We start from the raw sequence: 24,286 nt of genomic DNA, 5'->3' as shown, positions 1-24,286 counted from the left end.
CGCGCGGTCAGCCCAGGCGGTCGGGCAGGCCCTGGTAGAGCTCGGGGCGCCGGTCATGGAGGTAGGGAGTGTCGCGGCGCGCCTTGGCCACCACCGCCGGGTCGATCTCGGCCAGGAGCAGGCCCTCGGTGGGCTCCTCCCGGGTGAGCCGGGTGCCGTCCGGGGCCGCCACGGTGCTCAGCCCGCAGAAGTCCAGGCCGCCGCGCTCGCCGATCCAGTTGGCGTAGGCGATGTAGAGCTGGCTCTCGAAGGCTCTGGCGGGCACCAGGGTGCGCGCGACCACGTGCCAGGGGTTCATCAGTGCGGTCGGCACCAGCAGCAGTTGGGTGCCGGCCAGGGCGTGGGCCCGGACGGCCTCCGGGAACTCGACGTCGTAGCAGATCAGCAGACCGACCGTCAGTTCGCCGAGCCGCGCCTGCACCACGCCGTTGTCGCCCGGCACGAACCGGGACCGGTCCACCTCGCCGAACAGGTGCGCCTTGCGGTAGCCGGCCAGCGGGACGCCCTCGGCGGAGACGAGCCGGCTCGCGTTGTAGACCGCGTCCCCGTCGCTCTCCGGCCAGCCGTACAGCAGCGCGATGCGGTGCTCGCGGGCGATCCCGGCCACTGCGGCGCCGTGCCGGCCACCGGCCGGTTCACGGGCCTCGGCCAGCATGCCGGGCCGCAGCGGGTAGCCGCCCACGGTCATCTCCGGGGCGACCAGCAGCTCCGCGCCCGCCTCGGCCGCCTGCCGGGCCGCCGTCCGAAGCCGCTCCAGCAGGTGCGGAACGTCGGGGGAGCCGCACGCGGCCTGCCAGCAAGCAATTCTCATCGCGGGCTTCCTCGTGGTGCGGTGGAATCATCGGCAGCGGAATCATCCGGGACGGGCATTGCCGCCGCCGAAGCTATGGGTGTCCGAATAATCCGGGCAACCCCTAACGTGCCCCTAGGGCGGCGTTCGGGTCGGCGGTGAAAGGCGCGCCGGCGCACGGGGAGAAGGGGGCCTAGGGGTCGGACAGGGGTGGCGGGGATTGTCCCTGCCGATAGGTTCGGGGCGACCGACACGGCCGAGAGAACGGGCTGACATGACGACCGGTGAGCCGGGTAGCAGCGCTATCGTCTTTCCCGCCATGGGCCCGTCGCGATTCGCCGACTTCGGTCGGTTCATGGTGGTCAACAGGCAGGCCAGAAAACGCTTTGCGATCGCCGACGAGGTACTCGGCTACCGGATCTTCGACGCCCTGCGGCAGAGCGAGGACGACTATGCCGAGGTCGCACAGATCACCTCGTTCGTCGCCTCGCTCGCCCTGGTCGAGTGGGGCGGCGCGCAACTGCCGGGCCCGGTCGACCATTGCGCGGGGGTGAGCTTCGGCAAGATGGCCGCCGCCGCGCACGCGGGTGTGCTGCCGTTCGAGGAGTGCGTGCTGCTGGTCGCCGAACTCGCCCGCTGCGAGCGCGAGTACTTCGCCGAGCAGCACACCGGGATCGTCACCCACTCCTTCGTGAAGGTCGGCCCGGCCGCCCTCGACGAGCTGCTGGCCGAACTGGCCGTGGCCGACGAGTGGTTCGAGATCTCCTCGTACCTGGACCACGACATGCACATGGTGTCCCTCGACGAGCGGGCGCTGGAGGGCTTCAAGCAGCGGATCGGTGCGGTCGGCGGCTACTCCCTCTACACCATGCGCCCGCCCGCTCACGCGGCGATCTTCGCCCCGCTGCGTGAGCGGATCGACCAGGAGGTGCTCGGCGGCCACCGGTTGCGCGATCCGCTGCTGCCGATCGTCTCCGACCAGGACGGCTCGCTGGTCACCACCGCCGAGCAGGCCCGGGAGTGGATCCTGGGCGGCTACACCCGGCCGATGCGCTGGCCCGGCGTGGTGGACACGCTGGTCGCGCAGGGCGTGCGGCGCATCGCCATCGTCGGCCGGGACCGCCTGCTGCGCCGCCTCAAGTGCACCACCGAGAGCCTCACCGCCCTCACCCTCGCCCCGGAGTCGGCGCTCAAGCCCGGTGGTTGACCGGGCCGGGCCGCCGCGCCGGTGGCCGCACCGCCCGGACGGAATCCGCGGGCGGCGCTTTCGCCGTGCCCAACCCACTTATGGATGTGGGTAGTTGACGGTCGGCCGACTGGGGTCGGTTAGGGGTTCCGGCCCCTGCCGGGTGCTCGGTAGCCTCCGGTTACGTGCGGGCCCGGCCCGCCCCGAATCCCCCTTTGACACCACCCCCGGCCGCCCGGGCATGCGGGCGGCCGCGGTGGGCCGCCGAGCACGAGAAGGATGAGTGGAGCCGATGCCGGCCAAGATCCTCGCGGAGAACTCCGCAGCGACGCTCGCCGAGTTCGAGCAGGACACCCTGCGGATCGCCCAGGTCCTGCGGGAGCGGGGCGTGGGACTGGGCGACCGGGTACTGCTGAAGGCCGGCAACTCGATCGCCTATGTCTCGGTCCTCTTCGCCCTGATGCACCTGGGCGCCTCGGTGGTGCTGGTGGACCAGCAGGAGAAGCAGGAGGCCACCGGCTCGATCATCCGGCGGGCCGGCACCAAGCTGGTCCTGGTGGACGACGACGCCCCGGTGCCGGCCGACACCGAGCCCGTCTACCTCTACGAACTGATCTCCGCCGCACCCGACTTGGCGGTCACCGAGGAGCGGCTCTCGTTCGACGCCTGGTCCGACCTGGACGACGCGCTGATCATGTGGTCCTCCGGGTCGACCGGCGAGCCCAAGGGCATCGTCAAGAACGGCGGCCGGATGCTGGCCAACCTGGAGCGCAACGCCCGGCACATGGGCCACCGCGCCGACGACGTCCTGCTGCCGCTGCTGCCCTTCTCGCACCAGTACGGCCTGTCGATGGTGCTGATCGCCTGGATCGTCCAGGGGTCACTGGTGATCGCCCCCTACAAGCGCGCCGACCGGGCGCTGCGGATGGCCGGGCACTCGGGCGCCACCGTGCTGGACGCGACCCCGGCCAGCTACCGCAGCATGCTGAACATCATCGGCCAGAAGCCCTCCCTGGCCGGGGCGTTGCGCACGGTGCGGATGTTCTGCAGCGGCGCCGCCCCGCTCGACCAGTCGTTGGTGGAGCGCTACGTCGAACGCTTCGGCCTGCCGCTGCTGGACAGCTACGGCAGCACCGAGGCGGGCAACGTGGCCTTCGCCACCAGCGACAACGCCGTCTCCTGCGGGCAGGTCATGGACGGCCTGCGGGTGCGGGTGGTGGACGACGAGGAGAACGAGGTGCCGGCCGGCGAGGTGGGCGAACTGCTCGTTGAGACACCGGACGTGATGGTCGGCTACCTCACCCCGGACGGCGGGATCGACCCGGTGGACCAGCGCGTCTTCCGCACCGGGGACCTCGGCTACCTCGACGCGGCGGGCAACCTCTTCGTGCTGGGCCGCAAGTTCGCGGTGCACCGCAACGGCTACACGCTCTACCCCGAGATCGTCGAGCGCAAGGCGGCGGCCGGCGGCTGCTCGGTGCGGATCGTGCCGCTGCCGGACGAGCGCCGCGGCAGCAGCCTGGTCTTCTTCGTGGAGGACGAGCAGCAGCGCGACGCCGCCCACTGGCGCGCGGTGCTGGGCGAGTTGCTGCCGGCCTACGAGCAGCCCAACCGGGTGATCGTGGTGGAGCAGTTCCCGCTCAACCGCAACGGCAAGCCGGACAAGCGCCGGATGACGGAGCTCGCCGAAAACGCAAGTAATATGACGACTCATCGGGATATCGCCTGATCGATCGTCCGGGCGGCGGGGCGCCAGTCGCCGGGCCGCCTCCTTGCCCCGCAGCCGGCCGGCCGCGGCCCCCGAGCGGGAGGAACGACACCGTGCCCCACTCCGACGGACCTCGCCTGCGCCCGCCCCGCCACCGGGTCGAGCGCCGGGCCATCGCCTGGTGGGTGGTGCGGGCCGCACTGATCCCGATGCCCACCGCGCTGGTGCTGGGCGTGCTCGACCTGCTCATCCCGCCGGCCCGGTTCGTCTTCGGCCCGCTCTTCCTGGCCGTCCTGCTGCCCGGACTCTGCTACCTGGTCGTCATGCCGCTGTGGCGCTACCGGGTGCACCGCTGGGAGACCACCGACCAGGCCGTCTACACCGCCTCCGGCTGGCTCTGGCAGCGCCGGCGGGTGGCGCCGCTGTCGCGGATCCAGACCGTGGACACCGTGCGCGGCCCGCTGGAGCAGCTCTTCGGGCTCAGCGCCGTCAAGGTCACCACGGCCTCCGTCGCGGGCGCCGTGACCATCCGGGGGCTGGACCGGCACCGGGCCGCCGAGGTCGTGGAGCACCTGACCGCCGTCACCCAGGCCACCCCGGGGGACGCGACGTGAGCACCGGCACCCAGGAACCGGCCGGGACGGCCGGGACCGCAGGGAGCGCAGGGAGCGCCGACACCGCCGGGACGACGGACGGCGCCGCAGCCGCCGGGCCCACCCGGCCCGCCGAGGCCGCCCAGCCCAACGAGCCCGCCTGGCAGCGGCTCAGTCCGCGGCTGATCCCGGTCCACCTGGCCTGGCTGGCCCCGCCCGCCTTCACCACCCTCGCCACCCTGCTCGGCACCGGCGGCCGGCCCGGCCTGCAGGCGCTGATCACCCTCGCCTCGCTCACCACGGCCTTCCTGGTGGTGGCCGGCCTCAACCTGACCCGGCTGCTGACCACCGGCTACCGGATCACCACCGAGCGGCTGGAGCTGCGCTCGGGCCTGCTCTTCCGCAGCCGCCGCGCCGTCCCGCTGGAGCGCATCCGCAGCGCGGACATCACCGCCCGTCCGCTGCACCGCCTGCTCGGGCTCGCCACCGTCAGCATCGGCGCCGGTGCGCACGGCGGCTCGGCCGGCCGGGCGCTGCGGCTGGACGGCGTCACCGCGGTCCAGGCCGGCGCGCTGCGCCAGGACCTGCTCAACCGCCGGGCCACCCTGATCGCCCAGCGGCCCGGCGAGCCGGGCCCCGAGGCGCCGCCGCCGCTCGCCGAACTGTCCTGGCAGTGGCTGCGCTACGCCCCGCTCACCATCTGGGGGGTCGGCAGCCTCTTCGCGCTCCTCGGCACCGCCTACAAGATCCTGCACGACCTGGGTGTCGACCCGCTGAAGCTGGGCCTGGTGCACGGGCTGACCACCGCCTTCACCGCCGTGCCGCTGTGGCTCGCGCTGCCGCTGGCGCTGCTGCTGGTGGCCGTGCTCGGCACGCTGGCCGCGGTCGGCCAGTACCTCGAAGGCTGGTACGGCTACCGCCTGGAGCGCGAGGAGGGCGGCATCCTGCGGGTGCGGCGCGGGCTGTGGATCCACCGCTCGGTCTCCATCGAGGAACGCCGGCTGCGCGGCGTCGAACTGGTCGAACCGTTCCTGCTGCGCCGCGCCGGCGGTGCGCGGCTGAACGCCATCGCCACCGGCCTCGGCAGCGCCGAGGAGAACCGTACCCGCGGCGCCCTGCTGCCGGCCGCGCCGCGCGCGCACGCCCTGCGGGTGGTCGGCGCACTGCTGCCGGACGATCAGCCGTCCCCGCTGACGGCCGCCTTGCGCCCGCACCCGGCGGCGGCCCGGCGGCGCCGGATCAACCGGGCGGTGGCGCTGGTCGCCCTCACCGCCGGAGCCCTGGCGCTGCCCGGCATCTGGCTGCCGGTGCTGCTGCCGGTCGCCGCCGCGGTCGCCGTCGTCCTGCTGCCCGTGGCGCTCTGGCTGGCCGTTGACGCCCACCGGGCGCTGGGCCACGCGCTGGTCGGCGACTACCTGGTGACCCGCGCGGGCACCTTCGCCCGGCGCACGGTCGCCCTGGAGCGCGCCGGGGTGATCGGCTGGAGCATCAGCCAGTCCCCGTTCCAGCGCCGCCTGGGGCTGCTCACGCTCACCGCGACCACGTCCGCGGGCGGCGGCGCCTACCGGGTGCGCGACGTGGGCGTGGCCGAGGGGCTCGCGTTCGCCGAGCAGGCCGTGCCGCGCCTGCTCGCCCCGTTCCTCGAAGCGGGCTGACCCGGGGCACGGCGCTGGCGCGCCGGTCCGGAAATGGCGGTTCCGGCATTACCGCAGCCGTCGGAGGGTATTTCCGCACGGCCGGCGCGGCTTTTCGGAAATGCCTTTTCCGGCGCCGGAATTCGGTCAGGGGTCGGCAGGGGATTGGGTAGGGGTGGCCGGGGGGCCGTAGGGGTTTCTGCTGCTCACCGGCGCTGGCAGGGTGGCTGACGGTGTTGGATACCGTCTGCTGGGTGGTGGAGCGCGATGATGAACCAGTCCGAGGGTCTCATTTCGGAGCCGGACGGTACGGGTGCCGGAAATACCGCGGCGCGGGCGTCCTGGGAACAGCGGCTGGCCGACCGTTCGGTGGCGGAGCAGCAGCGCCTGCTGCTGGCCCTGGTGCTGGACCAGGCGACGGAATCCCTGCGCGGAAAGCCCGCCGCCCCGGTCGAGGCCGACCGCCCGTTCCTGGAGCTCGGCTTCGACTCGCTGGCCGCCGTCGACCTGCACAGCCGGCTGGCCGCCGCCACCGGGCTGCGGCTGCCGGTCACCCTGGTCTTCGACCACCCCACCGCAGCCTCGCTCGCCCGCCACCTGCGCACCGAACTGCTGGGCCTGGCCGCCGACACCGGCACCGTGGTGCCGCTGGGCTCCGCCGACGACGAGCCGATCGCGATCGTCGCGATGGCCTGCCGGTTCCCCGGCGAGGCGAACTCGCCCGAGCGGCTGTGGCAGCTGGTGGCGGACGGCACCGACGCGATCTCCGCCTTCCCGGCCGGCCGCGGCTGGGACCTGGGCGGCCTCTACGACCCGGACCCCGACCACCCCGGCACCAGCTACGCCCAGGCCGGCGGGTTCCTGCACGACGCCGACACCTTCGACCCCGGCTTCTTCGGCATCTCGCCGCGCGAGGCGCTGGCGATGGACCCGCAGCAGCGCCTGCTCCTGGAGACCTCCTGGGAGGCCTTCGAGCGCGCCGGCATCGACCCCACCACCCTGCGCGAGTCGCGCACCGGCGTCTTCATCGGCGCCGAGGCGCAGGACTACGGCCCGCGCCTGCACGAGGCCACCGAGGGCCTGGAGGGCTACCTGGTCACCGGCAGTGCGCTGAGCGTCGCCTCGGGCCGGCTCTCCTACACCTTCGGCTTCCAGGGCCCGGCCGTCACCATCGACACCGCCTGCTCCTCCTCGCTGGTCGCCCTGCACCTCGCGGTGCAGTCGCTGCGCCGCGGCGAGTGCGGCGTGGCGCTGGCCGGCGGCGTGGCCGTGATGGCCAACCCCGGCTCCTTCATCGCCTTCAGCCGCCAGCGCGGCCTGGCCCCCGACGGCCGCTGCAAGCCCTTCGCGCAGGCCGCCGACGGCACCGCCTGGGGCGAGGGCGTCGGCATGCTGCTGGTCGAGCGGCTCTGCGACGCCGAGCGCAACGGCCACCCGGTGCTCGCCGTGGTGCGCGGCACCGCGATCAACCAGGACGGCGCGTCGAACGGCCTGACCGCCCCGAACGGCCCCGCCCAGCAGCGCGTCATCCGCCAGGCCCTGGCCGACGCCCGCCTGACGCCCGCCGAGGTCGACGCCGTGGAGGCGCACGGCACCGGCACCACCCTCGGCGACCCGATCGAGGCCCAGGCGCTGCTCGCCACCTACGGCCAGCAGCGCCCCGAACACCCGCTGTACCTGGGCTCGCTGAAGTCCAACATCGGCCACACCCAGGCCGCAGCCGGCATCGGCGGCGTGATCAAGATGGTGATGGCGATGCGGCACGGCGTGCTGCCGCGCACCCTGCACGTCGACCGGCCCAGCGAGCACGTGGACTGGAGCGCGGGCGCGGTCGAGCTGCTCACCGAGGCGCTGCCCTGGCCGGAGCTGGACCGCCCGCGCCGGGCCGCCGTCTCCTCCTTCGGCATGAGCGGCACCAACGCGCACGCCGTCATCGAGCAGGCCCCGGCCGCCGCCGCGGAGCCGGTCACCGCCGCGCCCGCGGCCGTCACCCCGGCCGTGCTGCCCTGGGCGCTGTCCGCCCGGACCCCCGAGGCGCTGCGCGGCCAGGCCGAGCGGCTGCTCGCCCACCTGGCCGCCCACCCCGGGCAGCGCCCGGCCGACCTCGGCCACTCGCTGGCCACCACCCGGGCCGGCTTCGAGCACCGCGCGGTGCTGCTGGCCGGTGAGCGCGCGGACTTCGAACGGGCGCTGCGGGCCCTGGCCGACGGCGGCGAGCTGCCCGGACTGGTCCGGGGCACCCCGGTGGCCGGCCGCACGGCGTTCCTCTTCACCGGCCAGGGCAGCCAGCGCCTGGCGATGGGCCGCGAGCTGTACGCGACCTTCCCGGTCTTCGCCACGGCGCTCGACCAGGCCTGCGGCCACCTGGACCTGCAGCTGGACCGCCCGCTGCGCGAGGTGCTGTTCGCCGCCGAGGGCTCCGAGGAGGCCGGGCTGCTGCACCTGACCGCCTACACCCAGCCCGCGCTCTTCGCCGTCGAGGTGGCGCTCTTCCGGCTGGCCGAATCCTGGGGCCTGACCCCGGACGTCCTGGCCGGCCACTCGATCGGCGAACTGGCCGCCGCGCACGCGGCCGGCGTCCTCAGCCTGGCGGACGCGGCGCTGCTGGTCGCCGCCCGTGGCCGCCTGATGCAGGAACTGCCCGGCGGCGGCGCCATGCTGGCCGTCCAGGCCACCGAGGCCGAGGTGCTGGCGCTGCTCGCCGACCGCGCGGACGTCGCCGTCGCCGCCGTCAACGGGCCCCGGGCCGTGGTGATCGCGGGCGACGAGGACGCGGTGGCGGCCCTCGCCGAGCAACTGCGCACCGAGGGGCGCAAGGTCAAGCGCCTGCAGGTCAGCCACGCCTTCCACTCCCCGCGGATGGACGCGATGCTGGACGAGTTCCGGCGCTGCGCCCAGGTGGTGACCTACCGCGCCCCGAAGATCCCGATCGTCTCGACGCTGGACCAGGGTGCCGACCTGACGGACCCCGAGTACTGGGTGCGCCACGTCCGCGAGGCCGTCCGCTTCGCCGACGCCGTCGAGACGCTGGAGCGCGAAGGCGTGCGCACCTTCGTCGAGGTGGGTCCGGACGGCGTGCTGTCCGCGATGGGCCAGGAGTGCGTCACCGAGCCGGTCGCCTTCCTGCCGCTGCTGCGGGCCGGGCGCCCGGAGGTCCACAGCTTCACCGCCGCGCTGGCCCAGGCCCAGGTGCGCGGCAGCGTGCTCGACTGGGACGGCGTCTTCGCCGGCCAGCAGGCCGTCCGGGTCGAGCTGCCCACCTACGCCTTCCAGCGCGAGCGCTACTGGCTGGAGAGCGGCAGCCCGCTCGGCGACGTCGCCGCGATCGGCCAGGGCAGCGCCGACCACCCGCTGCTGGGCGCCGCGGTGGCGCTGGCCGACGTCGACGGCTTCCTCTTCACCGGCCGCCTCGCCCTGGACACCCACCCGTGGCTGGCCGACCACGCGGTGCGGGGCACCGTGCTGCTGCCCGGCACCGCCTTCGTCGACCTGGCGATCCGGGCCGGGGACCAGGTCGGCTGCGACCTGGTCGAGGAACTCACCCTGGAGGCCCCGCTGCTGCTGCCCGAGCAGGGCGGCGTGCAGCTGCAGATCGTGGTCAGCGGCGCCGACGAGCACGGCAGCCGCTCGCTCAGCCTGCACTCGCGGATCGAGGGCGCCCCGGCCGAGGAGCCGTGGACCCGGCACGCCACCGGTGTGCTCGGCGCCGGGGCCGCGCCGGCCGGCTTCGAGCTGACCGCCTGGCCGCCGGCCGGCGCCCGCGCCGTCGACGTCGAGCAGCTGCGCACCGGCCTGATCGAGGCCGGCTTCGGCTACGGGCCCACCTTCCAGGGCCTGCGGGCCGCCTGGCTGCGCGGCAGCGAGATCTTCGCCGAGATCGCGCTGCCCACCGGCACCGAGGAGGACGCCGACCGGTTCGGCCTGCACCCCGCGCTGCTGGACGCCGCCCTGCATGCGCTCGGCGCCGCTGACGGCGCTGACGGCTCCGAGCGCTCCGACGGTGCGCTGCGCGGCGGTCTGCCGTTCAGCTGGACCGGCGTCGCCCTGCACGCCACCGGCGCCGCCGCGCTGCGGGTGCGGGTCGTGCCGCTGGGCCAGGGCGAGGTGGCGCTCGAACTCGCCGACGGCACCGGCGCGCCGGTGATGTCGGTGCGCTCGCTGGCGCTGCGCGAGATCTCCGCCGAGCAGCTGGGCGCCGCCCGCGCCGCGCACCACGAGGCGCTCTTCCGGGTGGAGTGGACGGCGCTGCCCGTCCCCGCCGGTGCTCCCGTCCCCGCCACCGCGCCCGCGCCCGGCCGGTGGGCCGCGCTCGGCGCCTTCGCCGGGGCCGAGACCTTCGCCGATCTGGCGGCGGTGGCGGCGGCCGAGGTGGTGCCGGAGGCGGTGTTCGTGCCGTGTGCGCCGCGCGGCGGCGAGCCGTCGGCGGACGCGGTGCGGGAGGTGACGCACCGGGTGCTGGGCCTGGTGCAGGACTGGCTCGCCGAGGAGCGGTTCGCCGACTCGCGCCTCGTCCTGGTGACCCGGGGTGCGGTCGCGCCGCTGGCGGGGGAGGAGCCGGCCGACCCGGCGCACGCCGCGGTCTGGGGCCTGATCCGCTCCGCGCAGGCGGAGAACCCCGATCGGTTCGTGCTGCTGGACCTGGACGACGCCTCGGCGGCCGCCCTGCCGGCCGCGCTGGTCTCCGGCGAGCCGGAGCTGGCGCTGCGTCAGGGAGAGTGCTACGTCAGCAGGTTGGTGCGGGTAGTGGGCGACGACGCGCTCACCGAGCCGGTCGGCGCGGTCGCCTGGCGGCTGGACATCCCGGTCAAGGGAACGCTGGACAACCTGGCGCTGGTCGAGTACCCGGCGGCCGTCGCGCCGCTGGAGGCGGGCCAGGTCCGGATCGGCGTGCGCGCGGCCGGTCTGAACTTCCGTGACGTGCTCAACGCGCTGGGCATGTACCCGGGCAACGCCGGCCTGTTGGGCCTGGAGGGCGCGGGCGTCGTCCTGGAGGTGGCGCCGGACGTCACCGATCTCGCCGTCGGCGAGCGGGTGTTCGGCATCCTGTCCGGCGGCTTCGCGCCCATTGCGGTGACGGACCGCCAGCAGATCGCCCGGATGCCGCAGCAGTGGACCTTCGCGCAGGCCGCCTCGGTGCCGCTGGTCCACCTGACCGCCTACTACGCGCTGGTGGACCTCGCGGACCTGCGGGCGGGCGAGTCGGTGCTGATCCACGCGGCGGCCGGTGGTGTGGGCATGGCGGCGGTGCAACTGGCTCGGCACCTGGGTGCGGAGGTCTACGGCACCGCGAGTGCGGGCAAGTGGGACGCGCTGCGTGAGCTCGGTCTGGACGACGAGCACATCGCCTCCTCGCGTGACCTGGACTTCGAGGAGCGGTTCCGCGCGGCCACCGGTGGCCGGGGCGTGGACGTGGTGCTCGACTCGCTGGCGCGGGAGTTCGTGGACGCCTCGTTGCGGCTGCTGCCGCGCGGCGGGCGGTTCGTGGAGATGGGCAAGACGGACGTCCGTGACCCGGAGCAGGTGGCGGCCGAGCACCCGGGGGTGCGCTACCAGGGCTTCGACCTGATCGAGGCCGGGCCCGAGCGCACCGGCGAGATGCTCGCCGCCGTCCTCGCGCTCTTCGAGCAGGGGGCGCTGGCGCACCTGCCGATCGCGACCTGGGACATCCACCGCGCGCCGGAGGCCTTCCGCTTCGTCTCGCAGGCCAAGCACATCGGCAAGGTCGTCCTGACCGTCCCGGCCCCGCTGGACCCGGACGGCACCGTGCTGATCACCGGCGGCACCGGCGCGCTGGGCGCCGTCGCGGCCCGGCACCTGGTCACCGAGCACGGCGCCCGACACCTGCTGCTCACCAGCCGGCGCGGCTCCCAGGCCCCGGGCGCGGCCGAACTCGTCGCCGAGCTGGAGCAGTCGGGCGCCACTGTGACGGTCGCGGCCGGTGACGCGGCCGACCGCACCGCACTCGCCGCGCTGCTCGGCTCCCTGCAGCGCCCGCTCACCGCCGTCATCCACACCGCCGGCGTGCTCGACGACGGCGTGCTCTCCTCGCTCACGCCCGAGCGGCTCGACGCCGTGCTGCGCCCCAAGGTGGACGCGGCGCTCAACCTGCACGAGCTGACCGCCGGGCTCGACCTGTCGGCCTTCGTGCTCTACTCCTCGAACGCCGCCACGCTCGGCGGCGCGGGGCAGGCCAACTACGCGGCGGCCAACGCCTTCCTGGACGCGCTGGCCACCCACCGGACCCAGCGCGGCCTGCCCGCCCTCTCCCTCGCCTGGGGCCCCTGGGCCGAGGGCGGCATGGCCGGCACCCTGGACGCCGCCGACCTCCAGCGTCTGGCCCGCGACGGCATGCGCGGCCTGACCAACGCCGAGGGCCTGGCCCTGCTCGACACCGCCGCCGGCCTCGGCCGGGCCGCCCTGCTGCCGATGCACCTCGACGTGACCGCGCTGCGCACCCGGGCCGCCACCGGCGCACTGCCCGCCCTGCTGCGCGGCCTGGTCCGGACCCCGGCCCGGCGCACCGCCCAGGCCGGTGCGGGTGGCGGCTCGGAGCTGCTGCGCCGCCTGGCCGGCCTGCCCGAGGCCGAGCTGGAGCGCGAGCTGCTCGAAGTCCTGCGGGTGCGGGTGGCCGCCGTGCTGGGCCACGCCTCGCCCGAGGTGATCGAGGCCGGCCGGGCGTTCAAGGAGCTCGGCTTCGACTCGCTGACCTCCGTCGAGCTGCGCAACGCGCTCAACACGGCCACCGGCCTGCGGCTGCCGCCCACCCTGATCTTCGACTACCCGACCCCGGCCGCCCTCGCCGAGTACCTGCGCAGCCAGATCGCCGGTGCCCAGCAGCCGGCCACCGCCACCGGCGCGCCGGCCCCCGCCCGTGCGTCCGACGAGGCGATCGCCATCATCGGCATGGCCTGCCGCTACCCGGGCGGCGTGCGCTCGCCGGAGGACCTCTGGCGGCTGGTCACCGGCGGGACCGACGCGATCGGCGCGTTCCCGGCCGGGCGTGGCTGGGACCTGGAGCACCTCTTCGACCCGGACCCGGACCACCACGGCACCAGCTACGTCGACCAGGGCGGCTTCCTGCACGACGTCGGCCTGTTCGACCCCGCGTTCTTCGGCATCTCGCCGCGCGAGGCGCTCGCGATGGACCCGCAGCAGCGCCTGCTGCTCGAGACCTCCTGGGAGGCGATCGAGCGGGCCGGCCTCGACCCGGCCGCCCTGCACGGCAGCCGCACCGGCGTCTTCGCGGGCGTGATGAGCAGCGACTACGCCACCCGGATCGGCGCCGTGCCGGAGGGCGTCGAGGGCTACCTCGGCACCGGCACGGCCGGCAGCGTCGCCTCCGGGCGGATCGCCTACACCCTGGGCCTGGAGGGCCCGGCGGTCTCGGTCGACACCGCGTGCTCCTCCTCGCTGGTCGCCCTGCACCTGGCCGTGCAGGCGCTGCGCCAGGGCGAGTGCACGATGGCGCTCGCCGGTGGTGCCACCGTGATGGCGACACCCGAGGCGTTCATCGACTTCAGCCGCCAGCGCGGCCTGGCCGCCGACGGCCGCTGCAAGGCCTTCTCGGACGCGGCCGACGGGACCGGCTGGGGCGAGGGCGTCGGCATGCTGCTGGTCGAGCGGCTCTCGGACGCCCGGCGCAACGGCCACCCGGTGCTCGCCGTGGTGCGCGGCACCGCGATCAACCAGGACGGCGCGTCGAACGGCCTGACGGCGCCGAACGGTCCCGCCCAGCAGCGCGTCATCCGCCAGGCCCTGGCCGACGGCGGTCTGACGCCCGCCGAGGTCGACGCGGTGGAGGCGCACGGCACCGGCACCGCGCTGGGCGACCCGATCGAGGCGCAGGCGCTGCTCGCCACCTACGGCCAGCAGCGCCCGGCCGAAGCCCCGCTCTGGCTGGGCTCGTTGAAGTCGAACATCGGCCACACCCAGGCGGCGGCCGGCGTCGGCGGCATCATCAAGATGGTCATGGCGATGCGGCACGGCATGCTGCCGCGCACCCTGCACGCCGACCGGCGCTCGGCGAACGTCGACTGGGCGGCCGGTGCGGTCGACCTGCTCACCGAGACCCGCGCGTGGCCCGAGACCGGCCGGCCGCGCCGGGCGGGCATCTCCTCCTTCGGGTTCAGCGGCACCAACGCCCACACCATCGTGGAGCAGGCACCCGTCGCCGAGGCCACGGCGGACACCGAGGCCCCGCGTCCGGTGCCCGCCGCCCTGCCGTGGCTGCTGTCGGCCCGCACCGCCGAGGCGCTGCGCGACCAGGCCCAGGCGCTGCTGACCCACCTGGAGGCCACGCCCGAGGCGACCACCGCCGACCTCGCCTACTCGCTGGCCACCGGCCGCGCGATGCTGGAGCACCGCGCGGTGCTGATCGGCGGCGAGCGTGCGGAGTTCGCCGTCGCGCTGGCGGCGCTGGCCGCCGGCGGCCCGAGCGCCGACGCGGTGCTCGGCACCGCCGGTGCGGCGGGCCGGACGGCGTTCCTGTTCACCGGTCAGGGTAGTCAGCGGGCCGGGATGGGTGCTGAACTGTACGGTGCGTTCCCGGTGTTCGCGGCGGCGTACGACGCGGTCCGCGGGGAGCTGGACCGGTATCTGGGGATGCCGCTGGCCGAGGCGGATGCGTTGTTGGACGAGACGGCGTACACGCAGCCGGCGTTGTTCGCGTTGGAGGTGGCGCTGTTCCGGTTGGTGGAGTCGTGGGGTGTGCGGCCGGATTTCCTGGCGGGGCACTCGATCGGTGAGTTGGCTGCGGCGCATGTGGCGGGGGTGCTGTCGCTGGCGGATGCGGCGCGGTTGGTGGTGGCGCGTGGTCGTCTGATGCAGGCGTTGCCGTCCGGTGGTGCGATGGTGGCGGTGCAGGCGGGCGAGGCGCAGGTGCTGCCGCTGCTGGAGGGCCGCTCGGATGTGGGTATCGCTGCTGTCAACGGGCCTTTGGCTGTGGTGCTTTCGGGTGCCGAGCGGGCGGTGCTGGAGGTGGCCGGGCAACTGGACTGCAAGACCAAGCGGCTGAGTGTCAGCCACGCGTTCCATTCGCCGTTGATGGAGCCGATGCTGGCGGAGTTCCGGGCCGTCGTCGCGGAGTTGGGCTTCTGCGCGCCGACGATCCCGATCGTCTCCACCTTGGACCGGTCGGCGGACCTGACGGATCCCGAGTACTGGGTGCGTCATGTCCGTGAGGCGGTGCGTTTCGCGGATGCCGTCACGGCCCTGGAGGGCCAGGGTGTGCGCAGCTTCGTGGAGTTGGGCCCGGACGGTGTGCTGTCCGCGATGGGGCAGGAGAGCGTCTCCGTCGAGGGTGCCGTCTTCGTGCCGGTGCTGCGTGGCGAGCGCCCGGAGGTCCGCACGCTGACCACCGCGCTCGCCCGGCTCCAGGTGCGGGGCATCGCCGTGGACTGGCCGGCGTTCTTCGCGGGCACCGGTGCCCGCCGGGTCGACCTGCCCACCTACGCCTTCCAGCGCCAGTGGTACTGGCTGGAGAACGCCGCCACCCCGGCCCCGGGCGCGGCGCCGACCGATGCCGTGGACGCCGACTTCTGGGCGGCCGTCGACAGCGGTGACCTGGACACCCTCACCGCCGCTCTCGACCTGGGCGGCGACCAGCCGCTCAGCTCGGTGCTGCCCGCGCTCTCGGCCTGGCGCCGCAAGAGCCGCGAGCAGGCGACCGTGGACAGCTGGCGCTACCGGGCCGGGTGGCGGCCGGTGCGCGAGCCGGCCGCCCGCCCGGCGGTCGGCGACTGGCTGCTGGCCGTCCCGGCCGGCGCGGCCGAGGACGCTGCCACGCTCGCCGTGCTGCGGGCGCTGACCACGCGGGGCGTCGAGCCCCGCCTGGTCGAGCTCGGCGGCGACGACACGCCGCGTGCGGCCGTGGCGCAGCTGCTGCGGGAGACGCTCGACGAGCAGGTCTCGCCGGCCGGTGTGCTGTGGCTGCCCGCGCTCGACGGCGACCCGGCCCGCACCGCCACCGTGGTCCAGGCGCTGGGCGACGCGGGGATCACCGCGCCGCTCTGGTGCCTGACCCGCGGCGCCGTCTCGACCGGCCGGACGGACCGCACGGCCACCCCCGAGCAGGCCCGGCTCTGGGGCCTGGGCCGGGTGGTGGCGCTGGAGCACCCCGACCGCTGGGGCGGTCTGATCGACCTTCCGGTGACGCTGGACCAGCGCGCCCTCGCCCGGCTGGCCGGCGTGCTGGGCGGCGCCGAGGACCAGGTCGCCCTCCGGGCCTCGGGCCTGTTCGCCCGGCGCCTGGTGCGCTCCACGCGGGGCGAGGCCGTCGGCTGGCGGCCGTCCGGCACCGTGCTGGTCACCGGCGGCACGGGTGCGCTGGGTGCCGAGGTGGCGCGCTGGCTGGCCCGCAACGGCGCCGAGCAGCTGCTGCTCGCCGGCCGGCGCGGCCCGAACGCCCCGGGCGTGGACGAACTGACCGACGAGCTGGCCGCACTGGGTGCCACGGCGACGGTCGCGGCGTGCGACGTGGCCGACCGCGCGGCGCTGGCCGAGCTGTTGGCGGCCCACCCCGTCACCGCCGTCTTCCACACCGCCGGGGTGCTCGACGACGGCCTGCTCGACGACCTCACCGCCGAGCGGTTCGCCGCCGTGGCCCGGCCCAAGGTGGACGCCGCCCGCAACCTGCACGAACTGACCGGCGAGCTCAGCGCGTTCGTGCTCTTCTCCTCGATCGCGGGCACCATCGGCAGCGCGGGGCAGGCCAACTACGCGGCGGCCAACGCCTATCTGGACGCGCTCGTCGAGCAGCGCCGGGCCGACGGCCTGCCCGCCACCGCGATCGCCTGGGGTCCGTGGGCCCGGGGCGGCATGGCCGTTGACCCGGCCGTCGAGCAGCGGCTGCGCCGTGACGGCCTGCCGCCGATGGACCCGGCCCTGGCCGTCGCCGCCCTCCAGCAGGCCCTGGACCACGGCGACGGCGCCCTCATGGTGGCCGACCTCGCCTGGGACCGCTTCCTGCCGGGCTTCACCGCCGCCCGGCCCAGCGAGCTGTTCGGCGACCTCCCGGAGGCCCGGCCCGCCACCGGTGGCGCCACCGGCACGCTGCCGGGCACCGCCCCCGACACCCTGGCCGGCCGGCTCGCCGGCCTCGCCCCGGCCGACCAGCAGCGAGCCCTGCTCGACCTGGTCCGCAGCGCGGTCGCCGCCGTCCTGGCGCACGGCGACGCGGAGACGATCGAGTCGGGCCGGGCGTTCAAGGAGCTCGGCTTCGACTCGCTGACCGCCGTCGAACTGCGCAACCGGCTCGGCGCGGCCACCGGCCTGACCCTGCCGACCACCCTGGTCTACGACTACCCGACGGCCGCCGCGCTCGCCGGCCACCTGCACGCCGAGCTGCTCGGCCGGCACACCGCCGCCGCGACGCCGGCCCTGCGCGCCGCGGGAGCCGAGGACGAGCCGATCGCCATCGTCGCGATGAGCTGCCGCTTCCCCGGCGGCGTCAGCAGCCCCGAGCAGCTCTGGCAGCTGCTCGTCGCGGGCACCGACGCGATGTCCGGCCTGCCGGAGGACCGCGGCTGGAACACCGACGCGCTCTACGACCCGGACCCGGAGCGGGTCGGAAAGATCTACACCCGCGAGGGCGGATTCCTCTACGACGCCGCCGAGTTCGACCCCGCCTTCTTCGGCATCTCGCCCCGCGAGGCGCTGGCGATGGACCCGCAGCAGCGCCTGCTCCTGGAGACCACCTGGGAGGCGTTCGAGCGGGCCGGCATCGACCCGGACACCCTGCGCGGCAGCCGGACCGGTGTCTTCGCGGGCACCAACGGCCAGGACTACCTCGCGCTGCTGATGAACTCGCCGGAGGAGCTGGAGGGCCACCTCGGCACCGGCACCTCCGCCAGCGTGCTGGCCGGCCGCCTCTCCTACACCTTCGGCCTGGAGGGCCCGGCGGTCACCGTCGACACCGCCTGCTCCTCCTCGCTGGTCGCGCTGCACCTCGCGGTGCAGGCGCTGCGCAACGGCGAGTGCACGCTCGCCGTGGCCGGCGGTGCGACCGTGATGGCCACCCCTGACACCTTCCTCGACTTCAGCCGCCAGCGCGGGCTGTCGGCCGACGGCCGCTGCAAGGCCTTCTCGGCCGCCGCCGACGGCACCGCGTGGGGCGAGGGCGCGGGCGTGCTGCTGGTCGAGCGGCTCTCGGACGCGCGGCGCAACGGGCACCCGGTGCTGGCGGTCGTGCGCGGCTCGGCGGTCAACCAGGACGGCGCGTCCAACGGTCTGACCGCCCCGAACGGCCCCGCCCAGCAGCGCGTCATCCGCCAGGCGCTGGCCGACGCCCGCCTGACGCCGGCCCAGGTCGACGCGGTGGAGGCGCACGGCACCGGCACCGCGCTGGGCGACCCGATCGAGGCGCAGGCGCTGCTCGCCACCTACGGCCAGGAGCGGGCGGCCGACCAGCCGCTGTGGCTGGGGTCGATCAAGTCGAACATCGGCCACACCCAGGCCGCCGCCGGTCTCGCCGGCGTCATCAAGATGGTCATGGCGATGCGCCACGGAGTGCTGCCCCGCACCCTGCACGCGGACGAGCCGACCCCGCACGTGGACTGGACGGCGGGCGCGGTCGCCCTGCTGACCGAGGCCACCACCTGGCCGGGGACCGGCGAGCCGCGCCGGGCGGGCGTCTCGTCCTTTGGGTTCAGCGGCACCAACGCCCACGTGGTCCTGGAGCAGGCGCCGGAGGCCGCCGAGCCGGTCGCCGAGGCGACGGTGCGGCCCGCGGTGCTGCCGGTGGTCCTCTCCGCGCGGGATGCGGAGGCGCTGCGTGCGCAGGCCGAGCGGCTGCTGTCGGCGGTCGCGGGCGTCGAACTCGCGGATGCGGCCTACTCGCTGGCGACGACGCGTGCGGCCCTGGAGCAGCGTGCCGTGATCGTTGCCGGTGAGCGGGGCGAACTGCTGGGCGGGCTGGCCGCGTTGGCGGGTGGAGAGTCGGTGGCGCAGGTCGTCACGGGCTCGGTGGTGGAGGGGCGGACGGCGTTCCTGTTCACCGGTCAGGGTAGTCAGCGGGCCGGGATGGGTGCTGAACTGTATGGCGCGTTCCCGGTGTTCGCGGCGGCGTACGACGCGGTCCGCGGGGAGCTGGACCGGTATCTGGGGACGCCGCTGGCCGAGGCGGATGCGTTGTTGGACGAGACGGCGTACACGCAGCCGGCGTTGTTCGCGTTGGAGGTGGCGCTGTTCCGGTTGGTGGAGTCGTGGGGTGTGCGGCCGGATTTCCTGGCGGGGCACTCGATCGGTGAGTTGGCTGCGGCGCATGTGGCGGGGGTGCTGTCGCTGGCGGATGCGGCGCGGTTGGTGGTGGCGCGTGGTCGTCTGATGCAGGCGTTGCCGTCCGGTGGTGCGATGGTGGCGGTGCAGGCGGGCGAGGCGCAGGTGCTGCCGCTGCTGGAGGGCCGCTCGGATGTGGGTATCGCTGCTGTCAACGGGCCTTTGGCTGTGGTGCTTTCGGGTGCCGAGCGGGCGGTGCTGGAGGTGGCCGGGCAGCTGGGTTGCAAGACCAAGCGGCTGAGTGTCAGCCATGCGTTCCATTCGCCGTTGATGGAGCCGATGCTGGCGGAGTTCCGGGCCGTCGTCGCGGAGTTGGGCTTCTGCGCGCCGACGATCCCGATCGTCTCCACCTTGGACCGGTCGGCGGACCTGACGGATCCCGAGTACTGGGTGCGTCATGTCCGTGAGGCGGTGCGTTTCGCGGATGCCGTCACGGCCCTGGAGGGCCAGGGTGTGCGCAGCTTCGTGGAGTTGGGCCCGGACGGTGTGCTGTCCGCGATGGGGCAGGAGAGCGTCTCCGTCGAGGGTGCCGTCTTCGTGCCGGTGCTGCGTGGCGAGCGCCCGGAGGTCCGCACGCTGACCACCGCGCTCGCCCGGCTCCAGGTGCGGGGCATCGCCGTGGACTGGCCGGCGTTCTTCGCGGGCACCGGTGCCCGCCGGGTCGACCTGCCCACCTACGCCTTCCAGCGCCGCCGCTTCTGGCCGCGCACGCCGATCACGGCCGCCGGTGACGTCGCATCGATCGGCCTCGGTGCGGCCGGTCACCCGCTGCTCGGCGCCAGCGTCGAACTGCCGGACTCCGACGGCGTGGTGTTCGCCGGCCGGCTCTCGGTGCAGTCGCACCCGTGGCTCGCGGACCACGTCGTGATGGGCTCGATCCTGCTGCCGGGCACCGCCTTCGTGGAACTGGCGATCCGGGCCGGCGACCAGGTGGGCTGCGAGGTGCTGGAGGAGCTGACGCTGGAGGCTCCGCTCGTCCTGCCCGAGCGCGGCGGCGTCCAGCTCCGGCTGGCGCTCAGTGCCGTCGACGAGTCCGGCCGCCGCCCGCTGACCATGCACTCCCGCCCGGAGGACGCGCTCGCCGAGGAGCCGTGGACCCGGCACGCCACCGGTGTGCTCGCGCCCGGCTCGGCCACCGCGCCCGGCTTCGAGCTGGCCGAGTGGCCGCCGGCCGGTGCGACCGCGGTCGGCGTCGAGGACCTGTACGAGCGGCTGGCCGCCGCCGGTTTCGGCTACGGCCCGGTGTTCCAGGGCCTGCGCGCCGCCTGGCGCCACGAGGGCGAGGTCTACGCCGAGCTCCGGCTGCCCGAGGCCGCGCACGAGGACGCCGCCGGCTACGGCCTGCATCCGGCCCTGCTGGACGCCGCGCTGCACGCGCTCGGCCTGGACATCACCGGCCCCGAAGGCGCCGAGGCCCCCAGGCAGGCCCGCATCCCGTTCGCCTGGAACGGCGTGAGCCTCTACGCGAGCGGCGCCACCGCGCTGCGGCTGCGGCTCTCCGAGCGCAACCAGGAGACGGCGGCACTGCTGCTGGCCGACGAGTCCGGACAGCCGGTCGCCTCGATCGAGTCGCTGGTCTCCCGCGAGGTCTCCGACACCCAGGTGCACGCCGCGCGCGGCGGCTTCGTGGAGTCGCTCTACCGGGTGGAGTGGGCCGCGCTGCCGGTCTCCGCCGCGCCGGCCGGCCGCTGGGCCGTGCTGGGTGCCGAGGCGTTCGGTGCGGCTGCCTTCGCCGACCTGCCCGCGCTGGGTGCGGCGGTGGACGGCGGCCTGACCGTGCCCGACGCGGTCTTCCTGACGCTGGGAGCGGCGAGCGAGGCCGGCGCCGCGGCAGTGCGCGAGGTGCTGCACCGCGCGCTCGCCGTGGTCCAGGCGTGGCTGGCGGACGAGCGGTTCGCCGGCTCGCGGCTGGTGCTGGTGACCAGCGGCGCGGTGGCGGCCGACGCGAGCGGCGTCACCGACCTGGCGCAGGCCCCCGTCTGGGGCCTGGTCCGCGCCGCGCAGGGAGAGAACCCCGACCGCCTGGTGCTGCTCGACCTCGACGGCGGGGACTTCTCCCGCGAGGCCCTGTCGGCCGCGCTGGCCGCGGGCGAGCCCGAACTGGCCGTCCGTGCGGGCACCTTGCGTGCGCCCCGTCTGGCGCGGGTGGCGGCGGCGGTCGAGTCGTCGCCGGTCGAGCCGGTGCCGGTCTTCGATACGGACGGCACGGTGCTGGTGACCGGCGCCTCCGGTCTGCTGGGCACTCTGGTGGCCCGGCATCTGGTGGCCGAACACGGGGTGCGGAGCCTGCTGTTGGTGTCGCGTCGTGGTGGGCAGGCGCCGGGGGCGGACGAACTGGTGACCGAGCTGGCCGCGTTGGGTGCCAGCGCGGTCGTCGCGGCGTGCGATGTGGCGGATCGTGACGCGCTGGCGGCGCTGCTTGCCGAGCACCCGGTGTCGGCGGTGGTGCACACCGCGGGGGTGCTGGACGACGGGATCGTCTCCTCGCTGACCCCCGAGCGGCTGGACACGGTGCTGCGCCCGAAGCTGGACGCGGCCCTCAACCTGCACGAACTCACCGACGACCTGAGCGCGTTCGTCCTCTTCTCGTCCGCCGCCGGCACGATGAGCAGCCCCGGCCAGGGCAACTACGCCGCCGCGAACGTCTTCCTGGACGCGCTCGCCAGCCGGCGCCGCGCCCAGGGCCTGGCCGCCACCTCGCTCGCCTGGGGCCCGTGGGCCGACAGCAGCGGCATGGTCGGCAGCCTGGACGAGCTCGACGTCCAGCGGATGAGCCGCGGCGGTATCCACGGGCTCTCCGCCGCCGAGGGCCTGAGCCTGCTCGACGCGGCCACCGCCACCGGCGAGGCCGCCCTGGTGCCGATCCGCCTCGATCTCGCCGCGCTGCGTGCCCAGGCGGCGGCCGGCACCCTGCCCGCCCTGCTGCGCGGACTGGTGCGGGTCCCGGCCCGCCGGGTCGCCCGGTCGGGTGCGGCCGGTGGCTCGGAGTTGACCGCCCGTCTGCTGGCGCTGCCGGCTGGTGAGCGTGAGGCCGCGCTGCTGGAGCTGGTCTGCGGTCGGGTGGCGGCGGTGCTCGGTTATGCGGATGCGGGTGCGGTGGAGGCGGGTCGGGCGTTCAAGGAGTTGGGCTTCGACTCGCTGACGGCGGTGGAGCTGCGCAACGAGCTGAACGGTGCCACCGGTCTGCGGCTGCCCGCCACGCTGATCTTCGACTACCCGAGCCCGCTGGCCCTGGCGGCCTTCCTGCTCGCCGAGCTGCTGGGCGACGCGGTGGCGACGTCCGTGACCGGCCCGGCTCCGGCTGCTGCCGATGACCCGATCGCGATCGTCGGCATGGCCTGCCGCTACCCGGGTGGTGTGGAGTCGCCCGAGGACCTGTGGCAGTTGGTCTTCTCCGGTGCGGACGCCGTTTCGGGCTTCCCGGCCACCCGTGGCTGGGACCTGGCGAGCCTCTACCACCCGGACCCGGACCACCAGGGCACCACCTACGCCCGCGAGGGCGGTTTCCTGCACGACGCGGGCATGTTCGACCCGGCGTTCTTCGGGATCTCGCCGCGCGAGGCGCTGGCGATGGACCCGCAGCAGCGGCTGCTGCTGGAGACCTCCTGGGAGGCCGTCGAGCGGGCGGGCATCGACCCGGCGACCCTGCGCGGCAGCCGGACCGGCGTCTTCGCGGGCGTGATGTACCACGACTACGCCACCGGGATCAGCGAGCTGCCGGACGGCGTCGAGGGACACATCGGCACGGGTGTGTCCGGCAGCATCGCCTCCGGTCGGGTCGCCTACACCTTCGGGTTCGAAGGCCCGGCCGTGACGGTCGACACCGCCTGCTCGTCCTCGCTGGTGGCGCTGCACTGGGCGATCCAGGCGCTGCGCAACGGCGAGTGCACGATGGCGCTCGCCGGTGGTGTCACCGTGATGGCCACGCCCGAGACCTTCGTCGACTTCAGCCGCCAGCGCGGGCTCTCGGCCGACGGGCGCTGCAAGGCGTTCTCGGGCGACGCGGACGGCACGGGGTGGGGCGAGGGTGTCGGCATGCTGCTCGTGGAGCGGTTGTCGGACGCCGAGCGCAACGGGCACCCGGTGCTGGCGGTGGTGCGGGGTTCGGCCGTCAACCAGGACGGCGCCTCGAACGGTCTGACGGCGCCGAACGGTCCCTCGCAGCAGCGGGTGATCCGCCAGGCCCTGGCCAACGCGGGTCTGTCGGCCGAGAGCATCGACGTGGTGGAGGCGCACGGGACGGGGACGCCGTTGGGTGACCCGATCGAGGCGCAGGCGTTGCTGGCGACGTATGGCCAGGAGCGTTCGGTGGAGCGGCCGTTGTGGTTGGGGTCGTTGAAGTCGAACATCGGTCACACGCAGGCGGCGGCGGGTGTCGGCGGGATCATCAAGATGGTGATGGCGATGCGGCATGGTGTGCTGCCGCGGACGCTGCATGTGAACGAGCCGTCGCCGAAGGTGGATTGGGCTTCGGGTGCGGTGGAGTTGCTGACCGAGGCGCGGGAGTGGCCGGCGAGCGGTGGGCCGCGTCGTGCGGCGGTGTCGTCGTTCGGGATCAGTGGCACCAACGCTCATGTGGTTCTGGAGTTCGCGCCGACCACCGAGGTCCAGCCGGCCGCCGCACCTGCCGGTGTGGTGCCGTTGGTGCTGTCGGCGAAGAGCGGTGCGGCACTGGAGGGGCAGGCGGCGCGGCTGTTGGCCCGGCTCGCGGAGCGGCCCGAGGTCGGCCTGCTGGATGTGGGCCACTCGCTGCTGGCCTCGCGCTCGGTCTTCGAGCACCGGGCGGTGGTGGTCGCGGGCGACCGCGAGACGGCGGAGCGCGGCTTGGCGGCGCTGGCCTCGGGTGGGGTCGCGGCGGAGGTGGTGCGCGGGGTGAGCGGCTCGGCGGGGAAGGTCGCGTTCGTCTTCCCGGGCCAGGGCTCGCAGTGGGCCGCGATGGGTGCTCGGCTGTGGGAGGAGTCGGCGGCGTTCCGGGCCTCGATCGAGGCCTGCGGCGTGGCGCTGGCGCCCTTCGCCGACGGCTGGTCGCTGGAGGACGTCCTGCTCGGCCGGGCCGGTGAGGCGTGGTTGGAGCGGGTGGAGGTGGTGCAGCCGGTGTTGTGG

6 protein-coding genes (1 of these 6 only partly in view) are annotated in these 24,286 nt (G+C 74.8%); 5 read left to right on the top strand and 1 reads right to left on the bottom strand.

Annotation, left to right across the window (positions count from 1 at the left end; translation table 11 throughout):
- Positions 1 to 7: 7 nt before the first annotated feature.
- Positions 8 to 811 carry a carbon-nitrogen hydrolase family protein gene (locus OG500_RS07540; protein ID WP_327065622.1) on the bottom strand — a complete coding sequence of 268 codons (804 nt, stop codon included), beginning with the start codon at positions 809 to 811 and terminating at the stop codon, positions 8 to 10.
- 298 nt (positions 812 to 1,109) lie between these two features.
- Between OG500_RS07540 and OG500_RS07535 the strand changes: the two genes are divergently transcribed.
- The 5 genes from OG500_RS07535 to OG500_RS07515 form a co-directional block, all read left to right on the top strand.
- Positions 1,110 to 1,997 (top strand): ACP S-malonyltransferase, encoded by an 888-nt coding sequence (locus OG500_RS07535; RefSeq protein WP_327065621.1) that lies wholly within the window; start codon positions 1,110 to 1,112, stop codon positions 1,995 to 1,997.
- A 271-nt stretch (positions 1,998 to 2,268) separates the two neighbouring features.
- Complete coding sequence (locus OG500_RS07530) at positions 2,269 to 3,705, top strand: class I adenylate-forming enzyme family protein (RefSeq protein WP_327065620.1); 1,437 nt, start codon at positions 2,269 to 2,271, stop codon at positions 3,703 to 3,705.
- Between the two features lie 92 nt (positions 3,706 to 3,797).
- Positions 3,798 to 4,298, top strand: coding sequence for a PH domain-containing protein (locus tag OG500_RS07525; protein WP_327065619.1), 501 nt, complete (start codon positions 3,798 to 3,800; stop codon positions 4,296 to 4,298).
- Positions 4,295 to 5,932, top strand: a complete 1,638-nt coding sequence (locus OG500_RS07520; protein WP_329577981.1) for a PH domain-containing protein — start codon at positions 4,295 to 4,297, stop codon at positions 5,930 to 5,932. Before OG500_RS07525 ends, OG500_RS07520 begins: the two co-directional genes overlap by 4 nt.
- 249 nt (positions 5,933 to 6,181) lie before the next feature.
- Positions 6,182 to 24,286 carry the 5' portion of a type I polyketide synthase gene (locus OG500_RS07515; RefSeq protein WP_329577977.1) on the top strand. The gene runs 17,433 nt beyond the window's last position, so 18,105 of the gene's 35,538 nt are visible here — the first part of the coding sequence; it begins with the start codon at positions 6,182 to 6,184; its stop codon lies off the right edge, out of view.

The organism is Kitasatospora sp. NBC_01250 (assembly GCF_036226465.1).
In the GTDB taxonomy this organism is placed as follows: domain Bacteria; phylum Actinomycetota; class Actinomycetes; order Streptomycetales; family Streptomycetaceae; genus Kitasatospora.
This window is presented reverse-complemented; position numbering and strand designations above follow the sequence as displayed.

Bases quoted from the DNA above. Each gene is read 5' to 3' on its own strand.
- OG500_RS07540 (WP_327065622.1), bottom strand. From the start codon at position 811: ATGAGAATTGCTTGCTGGCAGGCCGCGTGCGGCTCCCCCGACGTTCCG.
- OG500_RS07535 (WP_327065621.1), top strand. From the start codon at position 1,110: ATGGGCCCGTCGCGATTCGCCGACTTCGGTCGGTTCATGGTGGTCAAC.
- OG500_RS07530 (WP_327065620.1), top strand. From the start codon at position 2,269: ATGCCGGCCAAGATCCTCGCGGAGAACTCCGCAGCGACGCTCGCCGAG.